This is a genomic window from Hymenobacter chitinivorans DSM 11115 (assembly GCF_002797555.1).
GTDB lineage: Bacteria > Bacteroidota > Bacteroidia > Cytophagales > Hymenobacteraceae > Hymenobacter > Hymenobacter chitinivorans.
The window spans coordinates 209,383-228,716 of record NZ_PGFA01000003.1 but is presented as its reverse complement, the minus strand read 5'-3'; the positions used below and the strand labels follow the sequence as shown (position 1 = coordinate 228,716).

At 62.8% G+C, this 19,334-nt stretch carries 12 protein-coding genes; 8 read left to right on the top strand and 4 right to left on the bottom strand.

All coding sequences use genetic code 11. The annotated features are described in order from the left end of the window. The first annotated feature begins 145 nt into the window (after positions 1–145). The 5 genes from CLV45_RS18025 (at position 146) to CLV45_RS18005 (ending at position 8,715) form a co-directional block, all read left to right on the top strand. Positions 146–823 (top strand): response regulator transcription factor, encoded by a 678-nt coding sequence (locus tag CLV45_RS18025; RefSeq protein WP_100337868.1) that lies wholly within the window; start codon positions 146–148, stop codon positions 821–823. 269 nt (positions 824–1,092) lie between these two features. Beyond that, entirely contained in the window at positions 1,093–2,451 is a 1,359-nt protein-coding gene (locus CLV45_RS18020) for a sensor histidine kinase (protein ID WP_157807628.1), read from the top strand. A gap of 339 nt (positions 2,452–2,790) precedes the next feature. Then, the gene (locus CLV45_RS18015) at positions 2,791–4,068 is read left to right on the top strand and encodes a TolC family protein (protein ID WP_100337866.1); all 1,278 of its coding nucleotides are present in this window, start codon (positions 2,791–2,793) and stop codon (positions 4,066–4,068) included. A gap of 151 nt (positions 4,069–4,219) precedes the next feature. Then, positions 4,220–5,311 (top strand): efflux RND transporter periplasmic adaptor subunit, encoded by a 1,092-nt coding sequence (locus CLV45_RS18010; RefSeq protein WP_100337865.1) that lies wholly within the window; start codon positions 4,220–4,222, stop codon positions 5,309–5,311. 254 nt (positions 5,312–5,565) lie between these two features. After that, positions 5,566–8,715, top strand: a complete 3,150-nt coding sequence (locus tag CLV45_RS18005) for an efflux RND transporter permease subunit (RefSeq protein WP_100337864.1) — start codon at positions 5,566–5,568, stop codon at positions 8,713–8,715. A gap of 88 nt (positions 8,716–8,803) precedes the next feature. Here the strand turns inward: CLV45_RS18005 and CLV45_RS18000 are convergent, their stop codons facing one another. The 3 genes from CLV45_RS18000 to CLV45_RS17990 form a co-directional block, all read right to left on the bottom strand. After that, the gene (locus CLV45_RS18000) at positions 8,804–10,312 is read right to left on the bottom strand and encodes a M28 family metallopeptidase (protein ID WP_245882910.1); all 1,509 of its coding nucleotides are present in this window, start codon (positions 10,310–10,312) and stop codon (positions 8,804–8,806) included. A gap of 117 nt (positions 10,313–10,429) precedes the next feature. Continuing rightward, positions 10,430–11,110 (bottom strand): response regulator transcription factor, encoded by a 681-nt coding sequence (locus CLV45_RS17995; protein WP_100337863.1) that lies wholly within the window; start codon positions 11,108–11,110, stop codon positions 10,430–10,432. A 286-nt stretch (positions 11,111–11,396) separates the two neighbouring features. Continuing rightward, positions 11,397–12,854: a sensor histidine kinase gene (locus CLV45_RS17990; RefSeq protein WP_100337862.1), complete on the bottom strand. Its 1,458-nt coding sequence runs from the start codon at positions 12,852–12,854 to the stop codon at positions 11,397–11,399. Positions 12,855–12,996: 142 nt separating this feature from the next. Here CLV45_RS17990 and CLV45_RS17985 point away from each other — a divergent pair, with 142 nt between their 5' ends. From CLV45_RS17985 to CLV45_RS17975, 3 genes are all read left to right on the top strand, one after another. Beyond that, positions 12,997–13,776: a GLPGLI family protein gene (locus tag CLV45_RS17985; RefSeq protein WP_100337861.1), complete on the top strand. Its 780-nt coding sequence runs from the start codon at positions 12,997–12,999 to the stop codon at positions 13,774–13,776. A gap of 9 nt (positions 13,777–13,785) precedes the next feature. Continuing rightward, positions 13,786–16,584, top strand: a complete 2,799-nt coding sequence (locus tag CLV45_RS17980) for an outer membrane beta-barrel protein (RefSeq protein ID WP_100337860.1) — start codon at positions 13,786–13,788, stop codon at positions 16,582–16,584. Positions 16,585–16,686: 102 nt separating this feature from the next. Further along, on the top strand, positions 16,687–18,759 hold the full coding sequence (locus tag CLV45_RS17975) for a tetratricopeptide repeat protein (RefSeq protein ID WP_170061886.1): 2,073 nt from the start codon (positions 16,687–16,689) through the stop codon (positions 18,757–18,759). Here the strand turns inward: CLV45_RS17975 and CLV45_RS17970 are convergent. Continuing rightward, complete coding sequence (locus CLV45_RS17970; RefSeq protein ID WP_100337858.1) at positions 18,756–19,280, bottom strand: GNAT family N-acetyltransferase; 525 nt, start codon at positions 19,278–19,280, stop codon at positions 18,756–18,758. The two genes, CLV45_RS17975 and CLV45_RS17970, sit on opposite strands and share 4 nt — an antisense overlap. Positions 19,281–19,334: the final 54 nt, after the last annotated feature.

Genomic DNA, 19,334 nt, shown 5'->3' with positions numbered 1-19,334 from the left:
GCAATTATTTTTAGCTCTTTCCTCCTTGCGTGTCCCAGCGCGTCTGATTAGGTCGAGCGGCGGCCCGGTTCATCCCGGCCTCACGAATTTGTAGTTCCTTTAGAGTTCCAATCCGCTGACTCCACCTTGCAAGTATCTTAACCCCATGAAAATCCTACTCGTGGAAGATGAGCCCAAAGTTTCGGCCTTTATCCGGCGCGGCTTAGAAGAGGAAAACTACGAGGTGGAAGTGGCCTACGATGGGCGCTTCGGCCGGCAGCTGGCCCTGACGCACTCCTACGAGCTCATCATCCTGGACGTCATTCTGCCTTATTTCAGCGGCTTGGAAGTACTGCAGGCCGTCCGGGCGCAAGACCAGCAGGTGCCCGTGCTGATGCTCACGGCCCTGGGCACCACTACCGACAAGCTGCAGGGCTTCGATGGTGGCGCCGACGACTACCTGGTCAAGCCCTTTGACTTCCCGGAGCTGCTGGCCCGGGTGCGGGCCCTGACCCGGCGCCGGGGCCAGGAAACCAAGGGCGCCACCCTTACCCTGGCGAACCTCACCCTCGACACGGCCGCCAAAACGGTGACCCGCGGCGGCCAGCCCATCAAGCTCACGGCCCGGGAATTCGGTCTGCTCGAACTCTTTATGCGCCACAAAGGCCGGGTGCTCAGCCGGGCCGAAATTGCCGAAAACTCCTGGGAGGATTCCTTCGACTCCGGCTCCAACGTCATCGACGTGTACGTGAACTACCTGCGCAACAAAATTGACAAAGGCTTCGAGCCCAAGCTCATCCACACCGTCGTCGGTATGGGCTACGTGATGCGCGAAGAGAGTTGATGCAGAGAATGGGAGAAATGTGGATGATGTAAAGAATGTAAAAAATGAATTGTCACTGCGAGCAGAGTAAAGTAATCCGGCCTCTGCGCAGGCCGGATTACTTTACCCTTGTACCACAAGCTCTTACTTGGCTGGAACGTAAGGCGTCGAGGAAGAGAGTTTGCATCGGCTGCGCCTCGCAAGGACACAATCAGCACATTCAACCGTATTTCCCCATTCTGCACATTTATCCCATTCCCCACATTAGCAACGCATTAACACCTTAGCAATTGACTATCCGTAACCGCCTGACTTGGCTTTTCCTGGGGCTTGTGGCCGTGATTCTGCTGGCGGCCATGTCGGTGGTCTACATCCTGCAGGCCGATTACGCCCACGAAGAGTTTCACCAGCGCCTGCGCGACCGGGCCGAGGTGACGGGCTACGTGTTTTTGGAGCAGGATGAGCTGCGGGCCGATGCCTTCCGGGAGTTTCAGCGCCGCTACCTGCGCACGCTCGTGGGGGAGGTGCTCCAGATTTACGACGCCCGGCTCCAGCCCCGCTTTATTGAGCAGGACCGCCGCATCAACATCTCCGACCATATCCTGGCCCGCATCCTGACCGAGAAGGAGGTGTACTTTGACATCGGCACCCGGCAGGCCGTGGGCATCTTTTACCGCGACAACCAGGGCGAATACATCATTGTGGCTGCCGCCGAGAACCTGTCGGGCCGCAAGCGGCTGGAGCACTTGGCCACGATTCTGGCCTGCATCTTCGTGGGCAGCCTGGTGGTGATTTACGTGGCCGGGCGGGTGTTTGCCGGGCGCGCCCTCACGCCCATTGCCGCCGTCAACGACCAAGTGGACCGGATTACGGCCCAGGATCTGCACCTGCGGGTGGATGAGCAGGGACTGAGCCGAAGCGAGCAGGATGAAATAACCCGTCTGGCCCGCACCTTTAATAGAATGCTGGAGCGGCTGGAGGAAGGCTTTGAGGGGCAGCGCACCTTTGTCAGCAATGCCTCCCACGAGTTGCGGACCCCGCTCACGGCTACCATCGGCGAAATCCAGGTGCTACTGAACCGGGAACGGGAGCCAGCCGCCTACCGCGAGGCGCTGGCCTCGGTGCTGAGCGAGCTACAGCATCTTAAATCATTGATTAACAACTTATTGGAGCTCACCCAAGCCAATATTGCCAGCACCAGCAACGACGAAATCCGGCTCGACGAACTGCTCTGGGAAGCCCGCGAAGCCCTGCCGCCCGAACTGCGCCGCCGGGTGCAGATTACAATGGGTGAGCTGCCGGCTACCCCCGAGCAGCTGGAAATCCGGGGCAACCGGCAGTTGCTGAGCCGGGCTCTGACCAACCTGCTCGACAATGCCCTGAAGTACTCCGAGAGCCAGCCGGTGGCCGTGCATTTCGGCTTCGAGCACGGGCGGGTTCACCTGCGAATCGAGGATCACGGCATCGGCATTGCGCCCAAAGACCTTAGCCGCATCTTCCAGCCCTTCTTTCGGGCCGATAACGCCCGGGCGGTGGTGGGCCACGGCGTGGGCCTCCCCCTAGCCCGCCGCATCATCGAGCTTCACGGCGGCCAACTCCACATCCACTCCCAGCTCGGCACCGGCACCGTGGCGGAAGTGGTGTTTTAAAGTACTTATGAACGTCATTCCGAGCAGAGTGAGGAATCTCGCGCGCTATCGTTGTTGGGCACAGAACGTCATGCTGAGCTGGTCGAAGCATCTCTACCGCAGTGCTAATCAAGTAGCGTTGCAACGAAGCGGGAGAGATGCTTCGACCAGCTCAGCATGACGTTCTTACATAAAGCCGACTCGCACCAGCTTATTATTTCTTCCTATACAAACCCGCTTAAATAACCTCTAAACCCACTTTTCATCGAAATATTCAGATTCTAATCCGTTTCTAATGCCCCTCTAATTCGGGCCTAATACGGCCGGCGTACTCTTGCATATCAAACCTTTTGAAAGGATATGCAACGCCTTCTTTTGCTCCTGACCGCCCTGCTGCTGACCCGCGCCGCTGCCGCCGCCACTCCGGACGCCCCCGCTCCCGACACTACCCGCCTGACCTTGCCCGAGGCTGAGCAGCGCTTCGTGCAAAACAACCTCTCGTTGCTGGCCCAGCGCTACAGCGTGACGGCGGCCGAAGCCCAGATTGTGCAGGCCCGCCTCTGGGACAACCCCACGGTGAGCATCGAGCAGAACACCTACAACCCCCAGACCACCAAGGTGCTGGACGTGACCCGCACCGGCAACACGGCCTTCCAGGTGCAGCAGCTCTTTGCCCTGGCCGGCCGCCGCAAAGCCGCCGCCAGCGTGGCCCAGCAGAACGCCCTGGTCGAGCAGTTCACCTTCGAGGATCTGCTGCGCAACCTGCGCTACCAGTTGCGCACCACCTTTTATGATCTGTACTTCAAGCAGCAGACCATCGGGGTGTACGACAAGGAAATCAGCACCTTCCAGCACACCGTCAGCCAGTACCAGAGTCAGTACGACAAGGGCAACGTGGCGCTGAAAGAGGTAATCCGGCTCAGGGCCTTCCTGTTTCAGCTCCAGAATGAGCGCCAGGCCCTGCTGACCGATATAGCCAGTGAGCAGGCCGACTTCCACGTGCTGCTGCGCGACAACTCGGGCACCTACTACCGCCCCGCCGCCGACCCTGCGGCCCTGCGCAACCTGACGCTGGGCGCCTACTCCGAGCAACAGCTGGCCGATACTGCCCTGGTGCAGCGCGCCGACCTGAAAGCCCGCCAGGCCTACGCCGAGCAGCAAACCCAGAACCTGCGCCTGCAACGCGCCCTGGCCACCCCCGACCTGGCCGTGGGCTACGTGTACGACCGGGCCGGCAATTACATCCAGAACTACAACGCCGTGACCCTGGGCCTGGCCGTGCCGCTCTTCAACCGCAACCAGGGCAACATCCGCACGGCCCGCGCCCAGATTGAGGGCAGCAAGGCCCAGGTGGAGCAGCAGCAATTGGTGGTCCAGACCGACGTGCACCAGGCCTACCAGCTGGCCCGCCAGGCCGACCAGCTCTACCAGGGCTCCAGCCGCGACACCGGCGACTTCGACCGGCTCATCGGCGGCATCGAGCAGAGCTATGCCAAGCGCAACCTGACCATCGTCGAATTCCTGGACTTCTACGAGAGCTACAAGAACAACCTCGTGCAGCTCAACGCCCTGCGCGCCAGCCGCGTGCGGGCCTTCGAACAACTCAACTTCGCCGTCGGCCGGCCCATTTTCAAGTAGCTTTTTGTAGCCTGTCATCCTGAGCTTGCGAAGGACCTTATGGGATACGAACGACAGACATAGCAACGGCTTTTTCAGACGTGGTTAGGTCCTTCGCAAGCTCAGGATGACAGCTACTTTCCCTCCCAAACGACATTTCACCCCAACGTATATGAACCGCCTTGCCCCCCTCCTGCCCTTTGCCCTGAGCGTTACGCTGGCGGGCTGCTCCCACAAGGATGCCGAAACGGCGCCCAAGCCCGAAGCCGGCTTCTCGCTCTCGGATACCATGCTGCGCGAAATCAAGATTGATACGGTGCACGCCCAGCCCGTGCGCGACGAGCTGACGCTCTCGGGCCAGATTGCCTCCGACGGCGACAAAACCGTGAAAGTGTACCCGCTGGTGGGCGGCGTGGTCGAGCAGCTCTCCGTGGAGCTCGGCGACCATGTCACCAAGGGTCAGGTGCTGGCCGTCATCCGGAGCGGGGAAATTGCCGATTTGCAAAACCAGCGCAGCTCGGCCGGCACCGACCTCGACATTGCCCGCAAAAACCTGCAGGTGGCCGAAGACCAGTTTGAGGCCGGCCTGGCGTCGGAGCGCGACGTGACGCTGGCCCGTAAGGAGCTGCAGCGGGCCCAAGGCAACCTGGGCAAAACCCGCAAGCAGATGAGCGTCTACGGCGTGTCGGACGACGGCACCTACGAACTGCGGGCCCCGATTTCGGGCTTTATCACCGAGAAGAACGTGACGGACCACATGCAATTCAACGCCGACAACGTGGGCAACCTGTTCACCGTCAGCGACCTGGACGACATCTGGATTCTGGCCAACGTCTTCGAGTCCGACATCAGCAAGGTGAAGGAAGGCTACGCGGCCGACGTGACGACCCTGTCTTACCCCGACAAGCACTTCACCGGCCGCATCGACAAGGTGTTCAACGTGTTGGACCCCGAAAGCAAGGTGATGAAAGTGCGGGTGCGGCTCAACAACCCCGGCTATTTGCTCAAGCCCGAAATGTACGCCCAGATCAAGGTCCAGAACACCGAAAACCGGCAGATGCTGGCCGTGCCCGCCAAATCGGTGGTCTTCGACAAGGACCGCAACTTCGTGATGGTCTTCAAGGACCGCAGCCACGTGGAAACCCGGGAGGTGCAAGTGGCCAAAACCGTGGGCGACGTGAGCTACGTGCAAGCCGGCCTGCAAGCCGGGGAGCGAATCATCGGCCAGAACCAGCTGCTGGTCTACGACGAGCTGAACGACTAAGCCGGTCAACCCACAGCCAACAGAACGTCATGTCGAACGCAGTGAGACATCTCGCGTGCAATGCCATTGTCATGCTGAGCTTGTCGAAGCATCTCTACCGCTTCGTTGCAGCAGCAAGTACCACTGCGGGAGAGATGCTTCGGCTCCGCGTTGCTCCGCTCAGCATGACGTTCTTTTTCGACAACGTCAGCCCGCGAGATGTCTCGCTTGGCCTCGACATGACCTTACATACCTAAGAATTCAAGCTCCCTACCATGGGTAAGTTCATTCAATCAATCGTCGCGTTTTCGCTCAAGAACCGGTTTTTCGTGTTCTTCATGACGGCCCTGCTCATTGCCGGCGGCGTGTATAGCTACCTGCACACGCCCATTGAGGCGTTTCCCGACGTTACCAACACCCAGATTATCATCGTCAGCCAGTGGCCGGGCCGTTCGGCCGAGGAAGTGGAGCGCTTCGTGTCGACGCCGATTGAAGTGGCCATGAACTCGGTGCAGAAGAAGTCGAACATGCGCTCCATCAGCATGTTCGGGCTGTCGGTGCTCAAAATCAACTTCGACGACGACGTGGACGACTTCTACGCCCGGCAGCAAGTGAACAACCTGCTGGCCGGCGTCTCGCTCCCCTCCGACTGCGAAAACCACGTGCAGCCGCCCTACGGTCCCACCGGCGAGATTTTCCGCTACACCGTGCAGGGTAAGGGCCGCTCGACCAACGACCTGCTCGCCATTCAGGACTGGGTGGTGGAGCGGGCCCTGAAGTCGGTGCCGGGCGTGGCCGATATTGCCGCGTTTGGGGGCACCAAGAAGGTGTATGAAATTACGGCCGACCCGGCCCAGCTCCAGATGTACAACCTCACGCCCCTGGAAGTCTTTCAGGCCGTGCAGAAAAGCAACATCAACGTGGGCGGCGACGTCATCGAGAAAAACGGGCAGGCCTACGTGGTGCGCGGCATCGGTTTGCTCGACAACCCCGAGGAAATCGGCAACGTCATCGTGGACCACGTGAACGGTACCCCGATTCTGGTCCGCAACGTGGCCCGGGTCACCGAAAGCCACCTGCCCCGAGTGGGCCAGGCCGGGCTGGATGGCAACGACGACGTCATCGAAGGCATCGTGATTATGCGCAAGGGCGAAAACCCGGCCGAGGTGCTGGGCCGCGTCAAGGCCAAAATCGAGGAGCTCAACACCAAAGTGCTGCCTTCGGACGTGAAGCTGGTCACGTTCTACGACCGGGACGTGCTGATGGACAAGTGCACCGAAACCGTGATTCACAACCTGATTGAGGGCATTGTGCTCGTCACGCTGGTCGTGTTCCTGTTCATGGCCGACTGGCGCTCCACGCTGATAGTAGGCGTGGTGGTGCCGCTGGCCCTGCTGTTTGCCTTTATCTGTTTGCGCCTCAAGGGCATGTCGGCCAACCTACTCAGCATGGGCGCCATCGACTTCGGCATCATCATCGACGGGGCCGTGGTGATGGTGGAAGGCATCTTCGTGGTGCTCGACCACAAGGCCCACCAGGTCGGGATGCCGGTGTATAACAAGCTGGCTAAGCGGAGCTTAATCAAGAAAACCGGCGGCGAATTGGGCAAGGCCGTGTTCTTCTCCAAGCTCATCATCCTGACCTGTCTGCTGCCCATCTTCGCCTTTGAGAAAGTGGAAGGCAAGATGTTCAGCCCCCTGGCCTACACGTTGGGCTTTGCGTTGGTCGGCGCCCTGCTGCTCACCCTCACGCTGGTGCCGGTGCTGGCCTCGATTCTGCTCAATCAGAACGTGCGGGAAAAGAATAACCCCATCGTCAACTTCTTCGACCAGATTGTGGTGCGGGCCTTTGGCTTCACGATGGCCAACAAGGCGCTGAGCCTCACCGTGGCCTTTGCCCTTATGACCGGCGTGCTGTACTCCTTTACCTTCCTGGGCTCCGAGTTCTTGCCCGAGCTCAATGAAGGCGCCCTCTGGGTGGAAGCCAAGCTGCCCATGTCCTCGTCTTTGACGGCCACGACCAAGCAGGTGGCCGAGTTTCGCCGGATTCTGGGCTCCTTCCCGGAAGTAAACGGCGTGCTGAGCCAAACCGGCCGCTCCAACGACGGCACCGACCCCTCGGGCATGTACTACGTGCAGTGCCAGGTCAACCTCAAGCCCCAGGAAGAGTGGAAGCGCCACATTACCAAGGAGCAGCTCATCGACGAGATGGACAAGAAGCTGCGCGTGTACCCCGGCGTGATTTACAACTATTCCCAGCCCATCATCGACAACGTGGCCGAGGCCGTGGCCGGCATCAACGCTTCGTTGGCAGTGAAGATTTTCGGCAATGACCTCCAGGAAATCAATGCCAAGGCTGACTCGGTAGCCACCATTCTGCGCGGGGTGCGGGGCGTGAAAGACCTGGGCATTCTGCGCAACCTGGGTCAGCCCGAAATGAGCGTGCTGCTCGACCAGAACCGCATGGCCACCTACGGCGTGGCCGCCGCCGACGCCCAGGCCGTGGTCGAAATGGCCATCGGCGGCAAGGCGGCCACCCAGCTCTACGAGGGCGAAAGGAAGTTCGACATCCGCATCCGCTACCCCGAGCAGTACCGCAGCACCGAGGCTGAAATCGGAGAATTGCGGGTGCCCACGCTCAAGGGCGGCCGGGTAGCTTTGAAGGAAATTGCCACCATCCGCACCGCCAACGGCCCGGCCTCGGTGTACCACGACAACGGGCAGCGCTTTATTGCCGTCAAGTTTTCGGTGCGCGACCGGGACATGGGCTCCACCATTGCCGAGGCCCAGAAGAAGGTCGATGCCCAGATTCACCTGCCCAAGGGCTACAGCATTGCCTGGGCCGGGGAGTTTGAAAACCAGGTACGGGCCCAGCACCGCCTCAGCCAGATGGTGCCCGTGGCGCTGGTCATCATCTTCATTCTGCTCTTCATCACCTTCGGCAACGCCAAGGATGCGGGCCTGGTGCTGGTCAACGTGCCCTTTGCCCTGATTGGCGGCATCGTGGCCTTGCATGTCACGCACACCAACTTCAGCATCTCGGCCGGCATCGGCTTTATTGCCCTCTTCGGCATCTGCATTCAGAACGGGGTAATTCTGATTACAGTGTTCAAGCAGAACATGCGCAAGAAGATGAGTTTGGCCGCGGCGCTAAAACGCGGGGTAGAATCCCGGGTGCGCCCGGTGGTCATGACGGCCCTCATGGCCATGATTGGCCTGTTCCCGGCGGCCCTGAGCACCGGCATCGGCTCCGAAACCCAGAAGCCGTTGGCCATCGTCGTTATCGGCGGACTGGTGTCGGCCACGGTACTGACGCTGCTCATTTTCCCGCTGATTTTCAACGCCGCCTACAAAGCCGGGCACACCCACTACGGCGACCCGGAAGAGGAGCAGCTCACGCCCGAGCCCCAGTTGGTGCTGCACTAGCAGCCGAGTTGAGTAAGCATAAAAAAGGCTGGCAGGATCATCCTGCCAGCCTTTTTTATGCTTACTCAATCAACAGCCCCACAAAGCTTTACCGCTCCAGCTTGGCGCCAGGGTCTACCGTCACGCGCTGGGGCGTGTTGGCTACGGCCCAGCCGGTGGCGTACATCCAGCGCGTCATGCGGGCCAGCTTGGCAATATCGATGCGGGAGGCCTCGTCGCGGGGCGTGTGGTAGTCGGGGTGCAGCAGGGTGGTGAAGAACAGGCCCGGGATGCCCGCCCGCACGTAGGGCACATGGTCACTGCGGAAGTACCAGCCCTCGGGGTGGTCGGGGCTGTCCCAGGACGTGTCGAGGCTGAACTTGGTAAACTGCTGGTTGGCTTTCAAAGCCATGTCAACCAGGGCCGTAGAGTTGCGGTGGGGCCCCGTGGAGCCCAGTAGGGCCGCCGAATCCGGGGCGTTACGCCCGATCATGTCGCCGTTGAGCACCGCTACGATGGACGACTTGGCCACGGTCGGGTTTTCGGCGTAGTAGCGCGAGCCCAGCAAACCCCGCTCTTCAGCCCCGTGCCACACAAACAGCGCCGAGCGTTGGCCGGGCCGCTTTTTCCAGGCCCTGCCGATGGCCAGCATGGCCACGCTCACCGTGGCGTTGTCGTCGGCCCCGTTCCAGATGGAGTCGCCGGCCACGGGCGTCCCGATGCCGTCGTGGTCGTGGTGGCCGCTGAAGAGCACGTTTTCCTTGGCCAGAGTTAGGTCGGCTCCCGGAGCCCGGGCAATAACGTTGACCGACGGATACTCGAAGGTTTCCATGCCCAAATCAGCCTTGAGCGTAGCCGTGCCCAGCGAAAAATACTCCTGGGCCGCCTGCCGCAGCAGAATAACCGGCACGGCGGGCGCGGCCACGGGCATGGAGGGCAACTGGTACAGACCGTCCTGGTAGCGGTGGCCCACGAAGCCCAGCTGGGGCTCGGCCGTGGCATTGGCCACCAGCAGAATGGCCGCTACGCCCTTGGTGCGCAGGGCTGCGCTTTGCTTGGCCAGAGCCGCCAGAATGTAGCGGTAGCCCCACAAACTCATCTTGGGCGCCGGCAGCGGCACCGGGGCCAGCAGCTTCATGGCCACCACTTTACCGCGCAGGTTGCGGCCGGTGGTATCGGCCATGCTGTTGAGCCATACCACCGGCGCGTTCAGGTGGGCTTCCACCGGGGCCGTCACCCAGGCATCCTGCCACAGGCGCAGGGGCTGGCCGTTGAGCTGCAGACGGGTATCGGCCGACACGGTGGTGCGGCGCAATTGGTAAAACTGGAAGTAGGTGCCATTGTCGCCGGCCGGCTCCAGGCCGATTTTGCGGGCCCGCTCGGCCACCCACACGGCGGCGCGCAGCTCGTCGGGGGTGCCGGCGCGGCGGCCCCGCATACTGTCGCTGGCCAACTCAAAGAGGTCCTGGCGCAGCTCGGCTTCCTGGATGGCGGCAAAGGCCGGGGGCGCAGTGGCCGCAATGGGCCGGCGAGCGCAGCTACTAACCAGGCTGCTCACCAGCAACAAACCGGTCAGGGTGGGCAACAGGGAGGCCAGCGGCGAGGAGATTTTTTTCACGGGGCGACAAATGAAGAAGTGAAGCCCGGCGCGGCGGGCGGCGGCAAGCTACTACGGCCGCCGTCTTGTACGCAACTCCTCCCCGGCCCGCCTACTGGCTCTGTCTCGTTGCCCGGCTCAGACAATCAGCTTGTAGCCGATGCCGCGGATGTTGAGAATCTGAACCTGAGGGTCGTCCTTGACGTGGCGGCGCAGGCGGGTAATAAATACGTCGAGGCTGCGGCCGTTGAAGAAACTGTCGTCGCCCCAGAGCTCTTTTAGCACCGTATTGCGTTCCAGCACCTGGTTGCGCTGGTCGTAGAGGCGCTTGAGCAGCTCGGCTTCGCGGTTGGAGAGGTCGGCGCTGGGCCCCCCGTCGAGGGCCAGCTTCTGCTTGGGATAGTCGAAGCGGTAGCGGCCGATGGGCAGCGGGCCGGCCGGAGCAACGGCCGCGGTAGGTTGCCGGCTCAGCTGGGCGTTGATACGCACGATGAGCTCGTCCATGCTGAAGGGCTTTTTCAGGTAGTCGTTGCCCCCCAGCTCGAAGCCCTGCACCACGTCGGCAGTCTGGGAGCGGGCCGTCAGAAAGATGATGGGCACGGCTTGGTCCCGGGCCCGGATCTGGCGGGCCAGGGTAAAGCCGTCGAGCTTGGGCATCATCACATCGGCCACCACAATGTCGGGGGTGCGGGCCTGAAACCTGCGCAGGCCTTCTTCCCCGTCGGCGGCGTACTCCACCGTGAAACCGCGCATTTCCAGGCTGTCTTTCACAATCAGCGCCAGCGCGGCTTCATCTTCAATGAGCAGAATGGTAGGCATGGGCAAGGGGATGATGCGGAGGTCTATATTGGGTAATGTCGAGCAGAGCGAGGCATCTCGCGTGCTGACGTTGCAATGGTAAACAGTCAAAATCAGGACGTCATGCTTGATCTGGCGGCCACGCAGTCGAAGCATCTCTACCGCTTCGCTGCAATGGCAACTGATTACCATTTACGGGAGAGATGCTTCGACTCCGCTTTGCTCCGCTCAGCGTGACAGTTACCATTGCAGGCGAGATGTCTCCCGCTGGTCGACAGGACGTTCTTAATTTAAGCAGGCAAGCACTTTAGGCGGGCAGCCAGAAGGAAAACTCGCTGCCTTGGCCAGGCTCGCTGCGCACCTCGATGCGGCCGCCGTGGCGCTCCACTACCTGGCGCACGTAGTACAAACCCAGCCCGAAGCCCTTGACGGCGTGCAGATTGCCGGTAGGCACCCGAAAAAACTGGTCGAAAACAGCCTCCTGGTAGGTGCGGGGAATGCCGATGCCGTCGTCGGTGACGGTGAGGCGCCAGCCCTGACCTTCGGCCTCGCCCCGGATACCGATGGTGACCTGCTCGCGGGAATACTTGATGGCGTTGTCGATGAGGTTGCTGATGACGTTGCCGACGTGGAGCCTATCGAAGCAGACGGGGACGGCGCCGGGCATGCTCACCTGAAAATGCACCGGTTTGGGGGCCCGCAGCTGGTGGCGGGCTACGAGCTCCTGCACCAGCTCGACGGGCTGCACCGGCTCGGGGTGGAGCTCCAGGGTCTGGCGTTCTTCCACGGCAATGTGGAGCACTTTTTCCACCAAATCGGAGAGGCGCTGGAGTTCCTGCCGCGAAATGGCCAGGTACTTTTCGGTCTTCGCGGGGTCGTGGAGGGCGCCGAAGTGCTGCAGCGCCTCCACCGCCGCCGACACCGTGGCCAGGGGCGTTTTGAGCTCGTGGGTCATGTTGTTGATAAAGTCGTTCTTGACTTCGGAGAGCTTCTTCTGCCGCAGAATCGTAGTCAGCATCAGGCCAAAGCAGCCGGTGGTGAGGCCCAGCAGCAGCACCGAGCCGGCCAGTAGTCCGCCCATGCGGCGCAGCACGTACGACGTTGGGGCCGCAAACGAAGCCTGCACGTACTGGTCGCGCACGGGGTTGAGCAGCAGCGGCGGCGTACGGAAAGCCCGGCCCGCCCGCGGCGCCTGCTGGGCAAAGCGCACGAGCTGCACGCCGCTGCGCGCCTCGGCCCGGGGCCGGATGGTGAGCGTATCGAGGGTGAAGGGTGCATCGGCCTGACGCAGGCGCAGCTCGGCACGGTAGGCACGGCTGAGCTGGGCCAGATTTACGGGGCGCTTGTCGGACCAGTCGTGGAGCAGCAGCCGGGTCAGGTTGCGGGCCAGGGTGTCGGCGGCGGGCAGTGGGCCCCGACCGGGCCGGCGGCGCAGCTCCCGCTGCACGCTCACGGTTTGCAGCGCGCCGTCGGTAGTGGTGGTTTGGCGGGTGGTGGTCAGTTCCAGCTGGTCGGCGGTGTCGCCTTCGCCAAACTGGCGCAGAATCACGCGGACGGGCTTTTTGCCGGGGCCGGCGGGCAGCAAGTCCCGGGCTTGGCGCAGCTGCTGCTGCTGGAGCACGGTGCGCAGGGCCTCCCGGGCGGTGCGCTCCAGCTGGGTATTGGTGAGCTGATACGTAGTGTAGAGCCAGTACGCCTGGAAGCCGTTGATGCCCAGAATGCAGAGCGTCATAAGCCAGAAGATGGAGCGGATGCGCCGTTTCATAGGGCGGGGGCTAAGGGGAACGGGACGAAAATAGCTGGTTCCGAAGGGTTTTGGTGGCCCGTTAACACTCTTTAACAATCTATAACAGTGCTTAACACGCCAAAGCCGGAGGTTTGAGCCGTCAACTAACCGCTCATTTCCCATGAAAAAGCTTTTCCTTTTGCTTAGCGCCAGCACGGCTCTGCTGGCCAGTGCCCGGGCCCAGACTTCGGGCCAGATTCAGTACGAAGTGACCCAGAAAGTTGACCCCTCGCAGATGCGGGTCATGGTAAACGGGCAGGAGGTGAAGCCCGGCAGCCCCGACTTCCCCAGTGACATTTCCGACGTGCGCACCTTCCCGATGACGCTGAGCTTTGCCGGCGGCTTTGCCAAGGAAGAGCGGCAAAACGGGGCCGTGCGCACGGTGGTGGAAGGCGGCCCGGGCGCGGCTCCGCAAACCACCAACCTGGGCCGGCCCTTTGAGGAAGCGGTGTACGTGAACATGGCCCAAAACCAGCTCAGCACCGTGCTGACCGTGAAAAAGGACAACGCCACGACCACCTACCGCACCGATGCGCCCTTCGGCAAAGCCGCCGACTGGCAAAATACCGACCAGACCAAGAAAATTGCCGGCTACACCTGCCGCAAGGCCACGGTGCCCTTCAAAAAGGAAACCTACACCGTGTGGTACACCACCGAGCTGCCGTTTACCTACTCGCCGGTGAAGGAACTGCTGCCCGAAAAAGGGGTGGTGCTGGCCCTGGAAAGCTCCCGGGAGCAGTACCGGGCCACGAAGGTGAATCTGAAAGCCGTGGCCGAAGCCGAAGTGAAGCCCACCGCCCAAGCTCAAATCGTAACGGCCGCCCAGCTGCAGGATTTGCGCGAAAAAGCCCGGGCCGACTTCCGCCAGCGCCTCTTCGACCAGGAGCAGCGCGGCAACTAGCCCCCGACGATGCGCCTGTTCCTACTTTTGCTGCTGGCCGCGCTCCTGGCCGGCCCGCCCGCCCGCGCCCAGAAAGCCCCGGCCGGCAAAGGCACCATCACCGGTACCGTCCTGGATTCGGTGAGCGGCAAGGTGCTGCGCGAGGCCTCGGTGTCGTTGCTGGCTGCCCGCGACTCATCCTATCTGACCTTTACCATTACCAACGGCGACGGGCAGTTTGGGCTGCGCAACGTGGCCCCGGGCTCCTACCAAGTGCTCATCACGTTTCTGGGCTACAAAAGCCGGCTGGTGCCCGTGCGCCTGACCGAGGCCGACCCCACGGTGGCCCTGGGCGGGCTGGCGCTACGGGCTCAGTCGCACACGCTGGGCGAGGTGGTGGTGGAGCAGGAACGGGCGCCGGTGGCGGTGCAGGGCGACACGCTGGCCTTCAGCGCCCGGGCCTTCAAAACCCAGCCCAACGCCGCCGTGGAGGCGTTGCTCAAGAAGCTGCCGGGCGTGGAAGTCGACCGGGCCGGCAACATCCGGGCCCAGGGCCAGGCCGTGAGCCGGGTGCTGGTCGATGGCAAGCCCTTCTTCGGCGACGACCCGAAAATGGCCACCCGCAACCTGCCCGCCGACATCATCGACCAGGTGCAGCTCTACAGTCAGCGCAGCGACCAGGCCGCTTTTTCGGGCATCGATGACGGCAACCAGCAGCGCACCCTGAACCTGGTAACCAAGCGCGACAAGCGCCGGGGCTACTTCGGCACCAACGGCGCCGGGGCGGGCACCGACGGCCGCTACCAGGCCCGGCTGGGGCTAAACCGCTTCAACAACGGCCGGCAGCTCTCGGCCCTGGGCATGGCCAACAACCTCAACCAGCAGGGCTTTTCCGACAACGGCGGGCCGGCCTCGGCTTCCTTTGGGCCGCCCGCCAACGGGCCCGGCGGCGGTACGGCCCGCGTCCGGACCGGCGGCAGCCGCGCTACCGATTCCGACAACGAGCAGCCCGACAACATCCTCGAATCGGGGGCGGTGGGGCTCAACTACCGCGACGCCTGGGGTAAGCGGGCCGAAGTGGCCACCAGCTACCTGGGCAGCCGCACCCGGGTGCTGACCGACCAGCAGAGCCGGCGCCAGAACGCCACCACCCAGCCCGACGAGCCCACCGAAACGGCGGCCCCGCTGCTAACCGACCAGCAAGTATCGGCCCGCGAAACCACGCCCGGCCACCGCTTCAACCTGCGCCTCGACTACACTTTCGACTCGTTGACGACGGTGCGCGTCACGCCCTTTGCAGCCTGGCAGCGGCCCAAGGAGCAGCGCCAGAGCGCGCAGCAAACCTTCCGGGCCGGGCAATTGCTCAACCAGGGCCAGGTAAGCTACCAAGCCAGCACGCCTACCTGGAGCGGGGCCAACAACCTGCTGCTCATGCGCCGCTTCCCAACTGCCGGCCGCACGTTTTCCCTGAACCTGAACACGACCCTGAACGACCAGCGCGAACAAACCACCAACCAGGCCACCAACACGCTCTATGCCGCCGCCGGCACCGCCCGCAGTAGCAGCCTCGACCAGCAAATCCGGGACAACACCAGCGGGCTGACCAACGCGCTGAACCTGTCGTGGACCGAGCCCCTGTCGTTGACCCGCAAGCTGGAAGGCCACTACAACCTGAGCGCCACCCAGGACCGCGCCGACCGCGCCGTGCGTGACTACGCCGAAGCTACCGGCCACTACGACGCGCTGAACCCGGCCCTGAGCAACAAGTTTACCAGCCAGTTTTGGGCCCAGCGGGCCGGGCTGCTGCTCCAGACGCGCCGCCTGCGCTACACCTACAGCCTGGGCCTCGACGCCCAGGAGTCGGGGCTGCGCGGGCAGAACCAGACAGCCGACAGCCTCTTCAGCCGCCGTTTTCACCATGTGCTGCCCAACGCCCTGCTTAGCTACAACGGCAGCCAGAGCCGCACGCTGCGCCTGAACTACCGCACCCGCCTCAACGCGCCCCCGGCCGCCCAGCTCCAGCCCGTGGCCGACAACTCCAACCCACTGAATATGCAGGTGGGCAACCCCGCGCTGCGGCCCGAGTACGTGCACGCCCTGGTCGGGTCCTTTTCGCAGTTCAACGCCCGCACCAACCGCAGCCTGTTTGTGCGCCTCGACGCGGCCCAGGTCCAGGACCGGATTGTGACTTCCACCACCTTCAGCGCCAGCGGGGTGCAAACCACCCGGCCCGTGAATGCCGACGGCTACCGGGCCCTGAACGGCTTTCTGGCCTGGGGGCAGCGCCTGGCCGCACACAAAGTGAATCTGAACCTGACCACCAACGCCGGCCTGACCCGCAGCCGCAGCTTCGTGAACGAGGCCCCGAACCTGGCCCGCACCTGGAGCCTGGGTCAGGGCCTGAGCCTGAACTCGACCTACAACGACCGGCTGGAATTTGGCCTCAGCGGCAACCTGACCTACCAGCAGGCCCGCTACTCCCTGCTGCCCCGCCAGAACACGGCCTACTTCACCCAGACCCTCACGGCCGACGTGTTTTACCAGTTGCCCGGCCACTTTATCGTAACGTCCGATATCTGGTTTGTAAACAACTCGGGCCGGGCCGCGGGCTACAACCAGCGCGTGGGCCTATGGAACGTGGGCCTGACCAAGCAGTTTTTGGCCAATCAGCAGGCCGAGCTCAAGCTGCAGGTCTATGATTTGCTCAACCAAAACCGCAGCGTGGTGCGCAACGTGACGGACACCTACCTCGAAGACGTGCGCAGCCGGGTGCTGACGCGCTACCTGCTCTTAAGTTTTACTTACAACCTGCGTAAGTTTGGGGTGTAGCCCGCCGGCGGCCGGAGTTGAAATTCGCTGAGGATGAAGGCGAACCAACATATTAGACGAGTAATATACTGTTCGGCTAATAGTTGTTTCTTACTTTTACACATGCGGAAACTACTTCCCATACTATTTTTAGGGTATTGCACTTTCTTCAGCGGGTGGTCCCGGGCCCAAAGTCCGCAGACGGCCGGCCTGCGCGCAGCCCTCAGCCAGGCCCGGCACGATACCACCCGGGTGCTGCTGCTGGCCGACCTGAGCGCCTCTTTCCGCTATTCTCGCTTCGATTCGGTGCTGTGGTACGCCCGGCAGGGCTTGCAGCTGGCCCGCCGCATCGGCTACGCCAAAGGCGAGGGCCGCTGCCTCTCGCGCCTGGGTATTCTGACCAGTGAGCGGGGCAATCTGCCCCAGGCCCTGCGCATCGACTTGCAGGCCCTGCAGCTGCACGAGCAAAGCCACGACCCCGAAGCCACGGCCCGCACCCTCAACCAGATGGGCCTGCTTTACCACGCCCTGGAAGACTACCGCCCGGCCCTGTCGTACTTCTTCCGGGCTAAAAGGATTTATGAGCAGGGCTTCGGCGACGATTCCCAGCTCATCAGCGTGCTGACCAACCTGGGCGCCAGCTACGAGGGCCGCCACCAGCTCGACTCGGCCGCCTACTTTCTGAACCGGGCCTACGACCTGACGCGCCGCTCCCGCACCGTGCACCAAAGCTGCTGGGGCAACCCGCGACCCTACGTGCTGCGCGAGCTGGGTTTGCTGCAGGCTTCGCTGGGCCGGCCGGTCCAGGCCCTGGCCTACTACCGGCGCAGCGCCCAGGCCGCCTTCCCGGAAAACGACCGGCGCAGCGCCTGCCGGGCCTACCAGTACATGGCCGAGCTTTACCACCAGCGCCAACAGCCCGATTCGAGCGTGTACTACGCCCGTAAGGCCCTGGCCCTGGGCCAGTCGCTGCCGTTTATCATTGGGGTGGTGCGCACTAGCCAGCTGCTTACCGAAGCTTTCCAACGCCAGCAGCGCACCGACAGCACGCTCAAGTACATGCGCATTATGTTGCAGGCCGAAGACAGCCTCTACAACCCCCAGCGCATCAAGCAGCTCGACGCCATCGGCTTTGCCGAGCAGCAGCGCCTGCGGGAGCTGGAGCAGGAACGCACCCAGTTTGAGGCCCGCAACCGGCTCTACATTCTGGCCGCCGTGCTGGGCAGCCTTCTGCTGCTGGCCTTGCTCTTGTGGCGCAACAACCGCCTGCAGCAGCGCGCCAACGCCCGCCTGTCGGCCCTGAACCAGGAAATTACCGACCAGCGCGACAGTCTGGGCCGGATGCTGCACGAACTCAAAATTACCCAGAGCCAACTGGTGCTGCGCGAGAAAATGGCTTCCCTGGGTGAGCTGATGGCCGGTGTGGCCCACGAGATTCAGACGCCCGTCAACAACATGCGCGACCTGGCCGGCATCAGCGTTGACCTTGTGGACAGTCTGCGCCGGGAGCTGGTCAAACCCGAGGCGGTGGAAGAGCCCGACGCGGTGGCCGACAACCTGCAGACCCTGGGCCAGTACCAGCAAAGCATTGTGCGCTCCAGCCAGCGGGCGGCGTCCATCGTGAGCGGCATGCTGGAATACTCGCGCAGCAGCCCCGGCCCCCACCAGGCCACCGACGTCAACGCCTTTGTAGAGGACTATTTACGGCTGACTTACCACGATACCCGGGCCAAGAACCGCTCCTTTTACGCCGCCCTGCTGCCCACCCTGGACCCGGCCGTGGGCAGTCTGTCCATCATCCGCCACGACTTGGGCCGGGCCCTCATCAGCTTGTTTACCAATGCTTTCTACGCCGTGCAGCAGCGCCAGCGGCTGGGCCAAGAAGGCTATATTCCCCAGGTAGCCGTCAGCACCCGCAAAGTGGATAGTCACATCGAAATCCGGGTGCGCGACAATGGCCTGGGCATAGCGCCCGAGCTGCTGCCCAACGTGTTTGAGCGGTTTTTTACGACCAAAGCCCCCGAAGCCGGTACCGGCCTGGGCTTAGCCCTGAGCTACGACCTGATAACCAAGGGCCACGGCGGCACGCTCACCGTTGAAAGTCAGCAGGGTGAGTACACCGAGTTTATCATTACCCTGCCCGTAGCGGCCCAGCCCAGCTTCGCGGGGTTGGCCGCCCCGCCAGCAGCCCGCTAGAGCTCTTTTTCCAGTACCAACAGCTCCAGCGGCTGGCGCGGAATTCCAAACCGGGGATTGTCGGGGAAGGGTACTACGGCGCCGGTGCGGCGGTAGCCTTGGCGCTCGTACCACGCCAGCAGCTCGTGGCGCACCGATATAACCGTGATTTTCATTCGGCTACAGCCCTGGGCCCGGGCGTAGTCGTCGGCGGCCCCGAGCAGGTATTTGCCAATGCCCCCGCCCTGCCGCGTGGCGTCCACGGAGAGCATGCCCAGATACATAGTGCCGGCCGGCTGCTGCTGCAAGTACACCGAGCCGACCAGTGCCCCGGCCGCGTTGCGGGCCATCAGCAAGGTAGCGCCCTGGGCCGTCAGCATTTCCGCCAACGATTCGGCGTCGATACGCGGGCCGTCGAGCAGGTGGGCTTCGGTGGTCCAGCCCTGCCGGGAAGTTTCGCCGCGGTACACGCTGTTGACGAAGGCCACCAGGGCGGGCACGTCGGCGGCCGTGGCCGAAGTAATGGTAAACGTGGGGTTCATAGTACAAAAGTATACCTTGACGGTTGTTGCCTAAACATCCGCTTTTTTCCGTCT

Coding starts and splice junctions, on each gene's coding strand:
- CLV45_RS17990 (WP_100337862.1), bottom strand. CDS start 12,854: ATGAAACGGCGCATCCGCTCCATCTTCTGGCTTATGACGCTCTGCATT.
- CLV45_RS18025 (WP_100337868.1), top strand. CDS start 146: ATGAAAATCCTACTCGTGGAAGATGAGCCCAAAGTTTCGGCCTTTATC.
- CLV45_RS17975 (WP_170061886.1), top strand. CDS start 16,687: ATGCGGAAACTACTTCCCATACTATTTTTAGGGTATTGCACTTTCTTC.
- CLV45_RS18015 (WP_100337866.1), top strand. CDS start 2,791: ATGCAACGCCTTCTTTTGCTCCTGACCGCCCTGCTGCTGACCCGCGCC.
- CLV45_RS18010 (WP_100337865.1), top strand. CDS start 4,220: ATGAACCGCCTTGCCCCCCTCCTGCCCTTTGCCCTGAGCGTTACGCTG.
- CLV45_RS17980 (WP_100337860.1), top strand. CDS start 13,786: ATGCGCCTGTTCCTACTTTTGCTGCTGGCCGCGCTCCTGGCCGGCCCG.
- CLV45_RS17995 (WP_100337863.1), bottom strand. CDS start 11,110: ATGCCTACCATTCTGCTCATTGAAGATGAAGCCGCGCTGGCGCTGATT.
- CLV45_RS17985 (WP_100337861.1), top strand. CDS start 12,997: ATGAAAAAGCTTTTCCTTTTGCTTAGCGCCAGCACGGCTCTGCTGGCC.
- CLV45_RS17970 (WP_100337858.1), bottom strand. CDS start 19,280: ATGAACCCCACGTTTACCATTACTTCGGCCACGGCCGCCGACGTGCCC.
- CLV45_RS18005 (WP_100337864.1), top strand. CDS start 5,566: ATGGGTAAGTTCATTCAATCAATCGTCGCGTTTTCGCTCAAGAACCGG.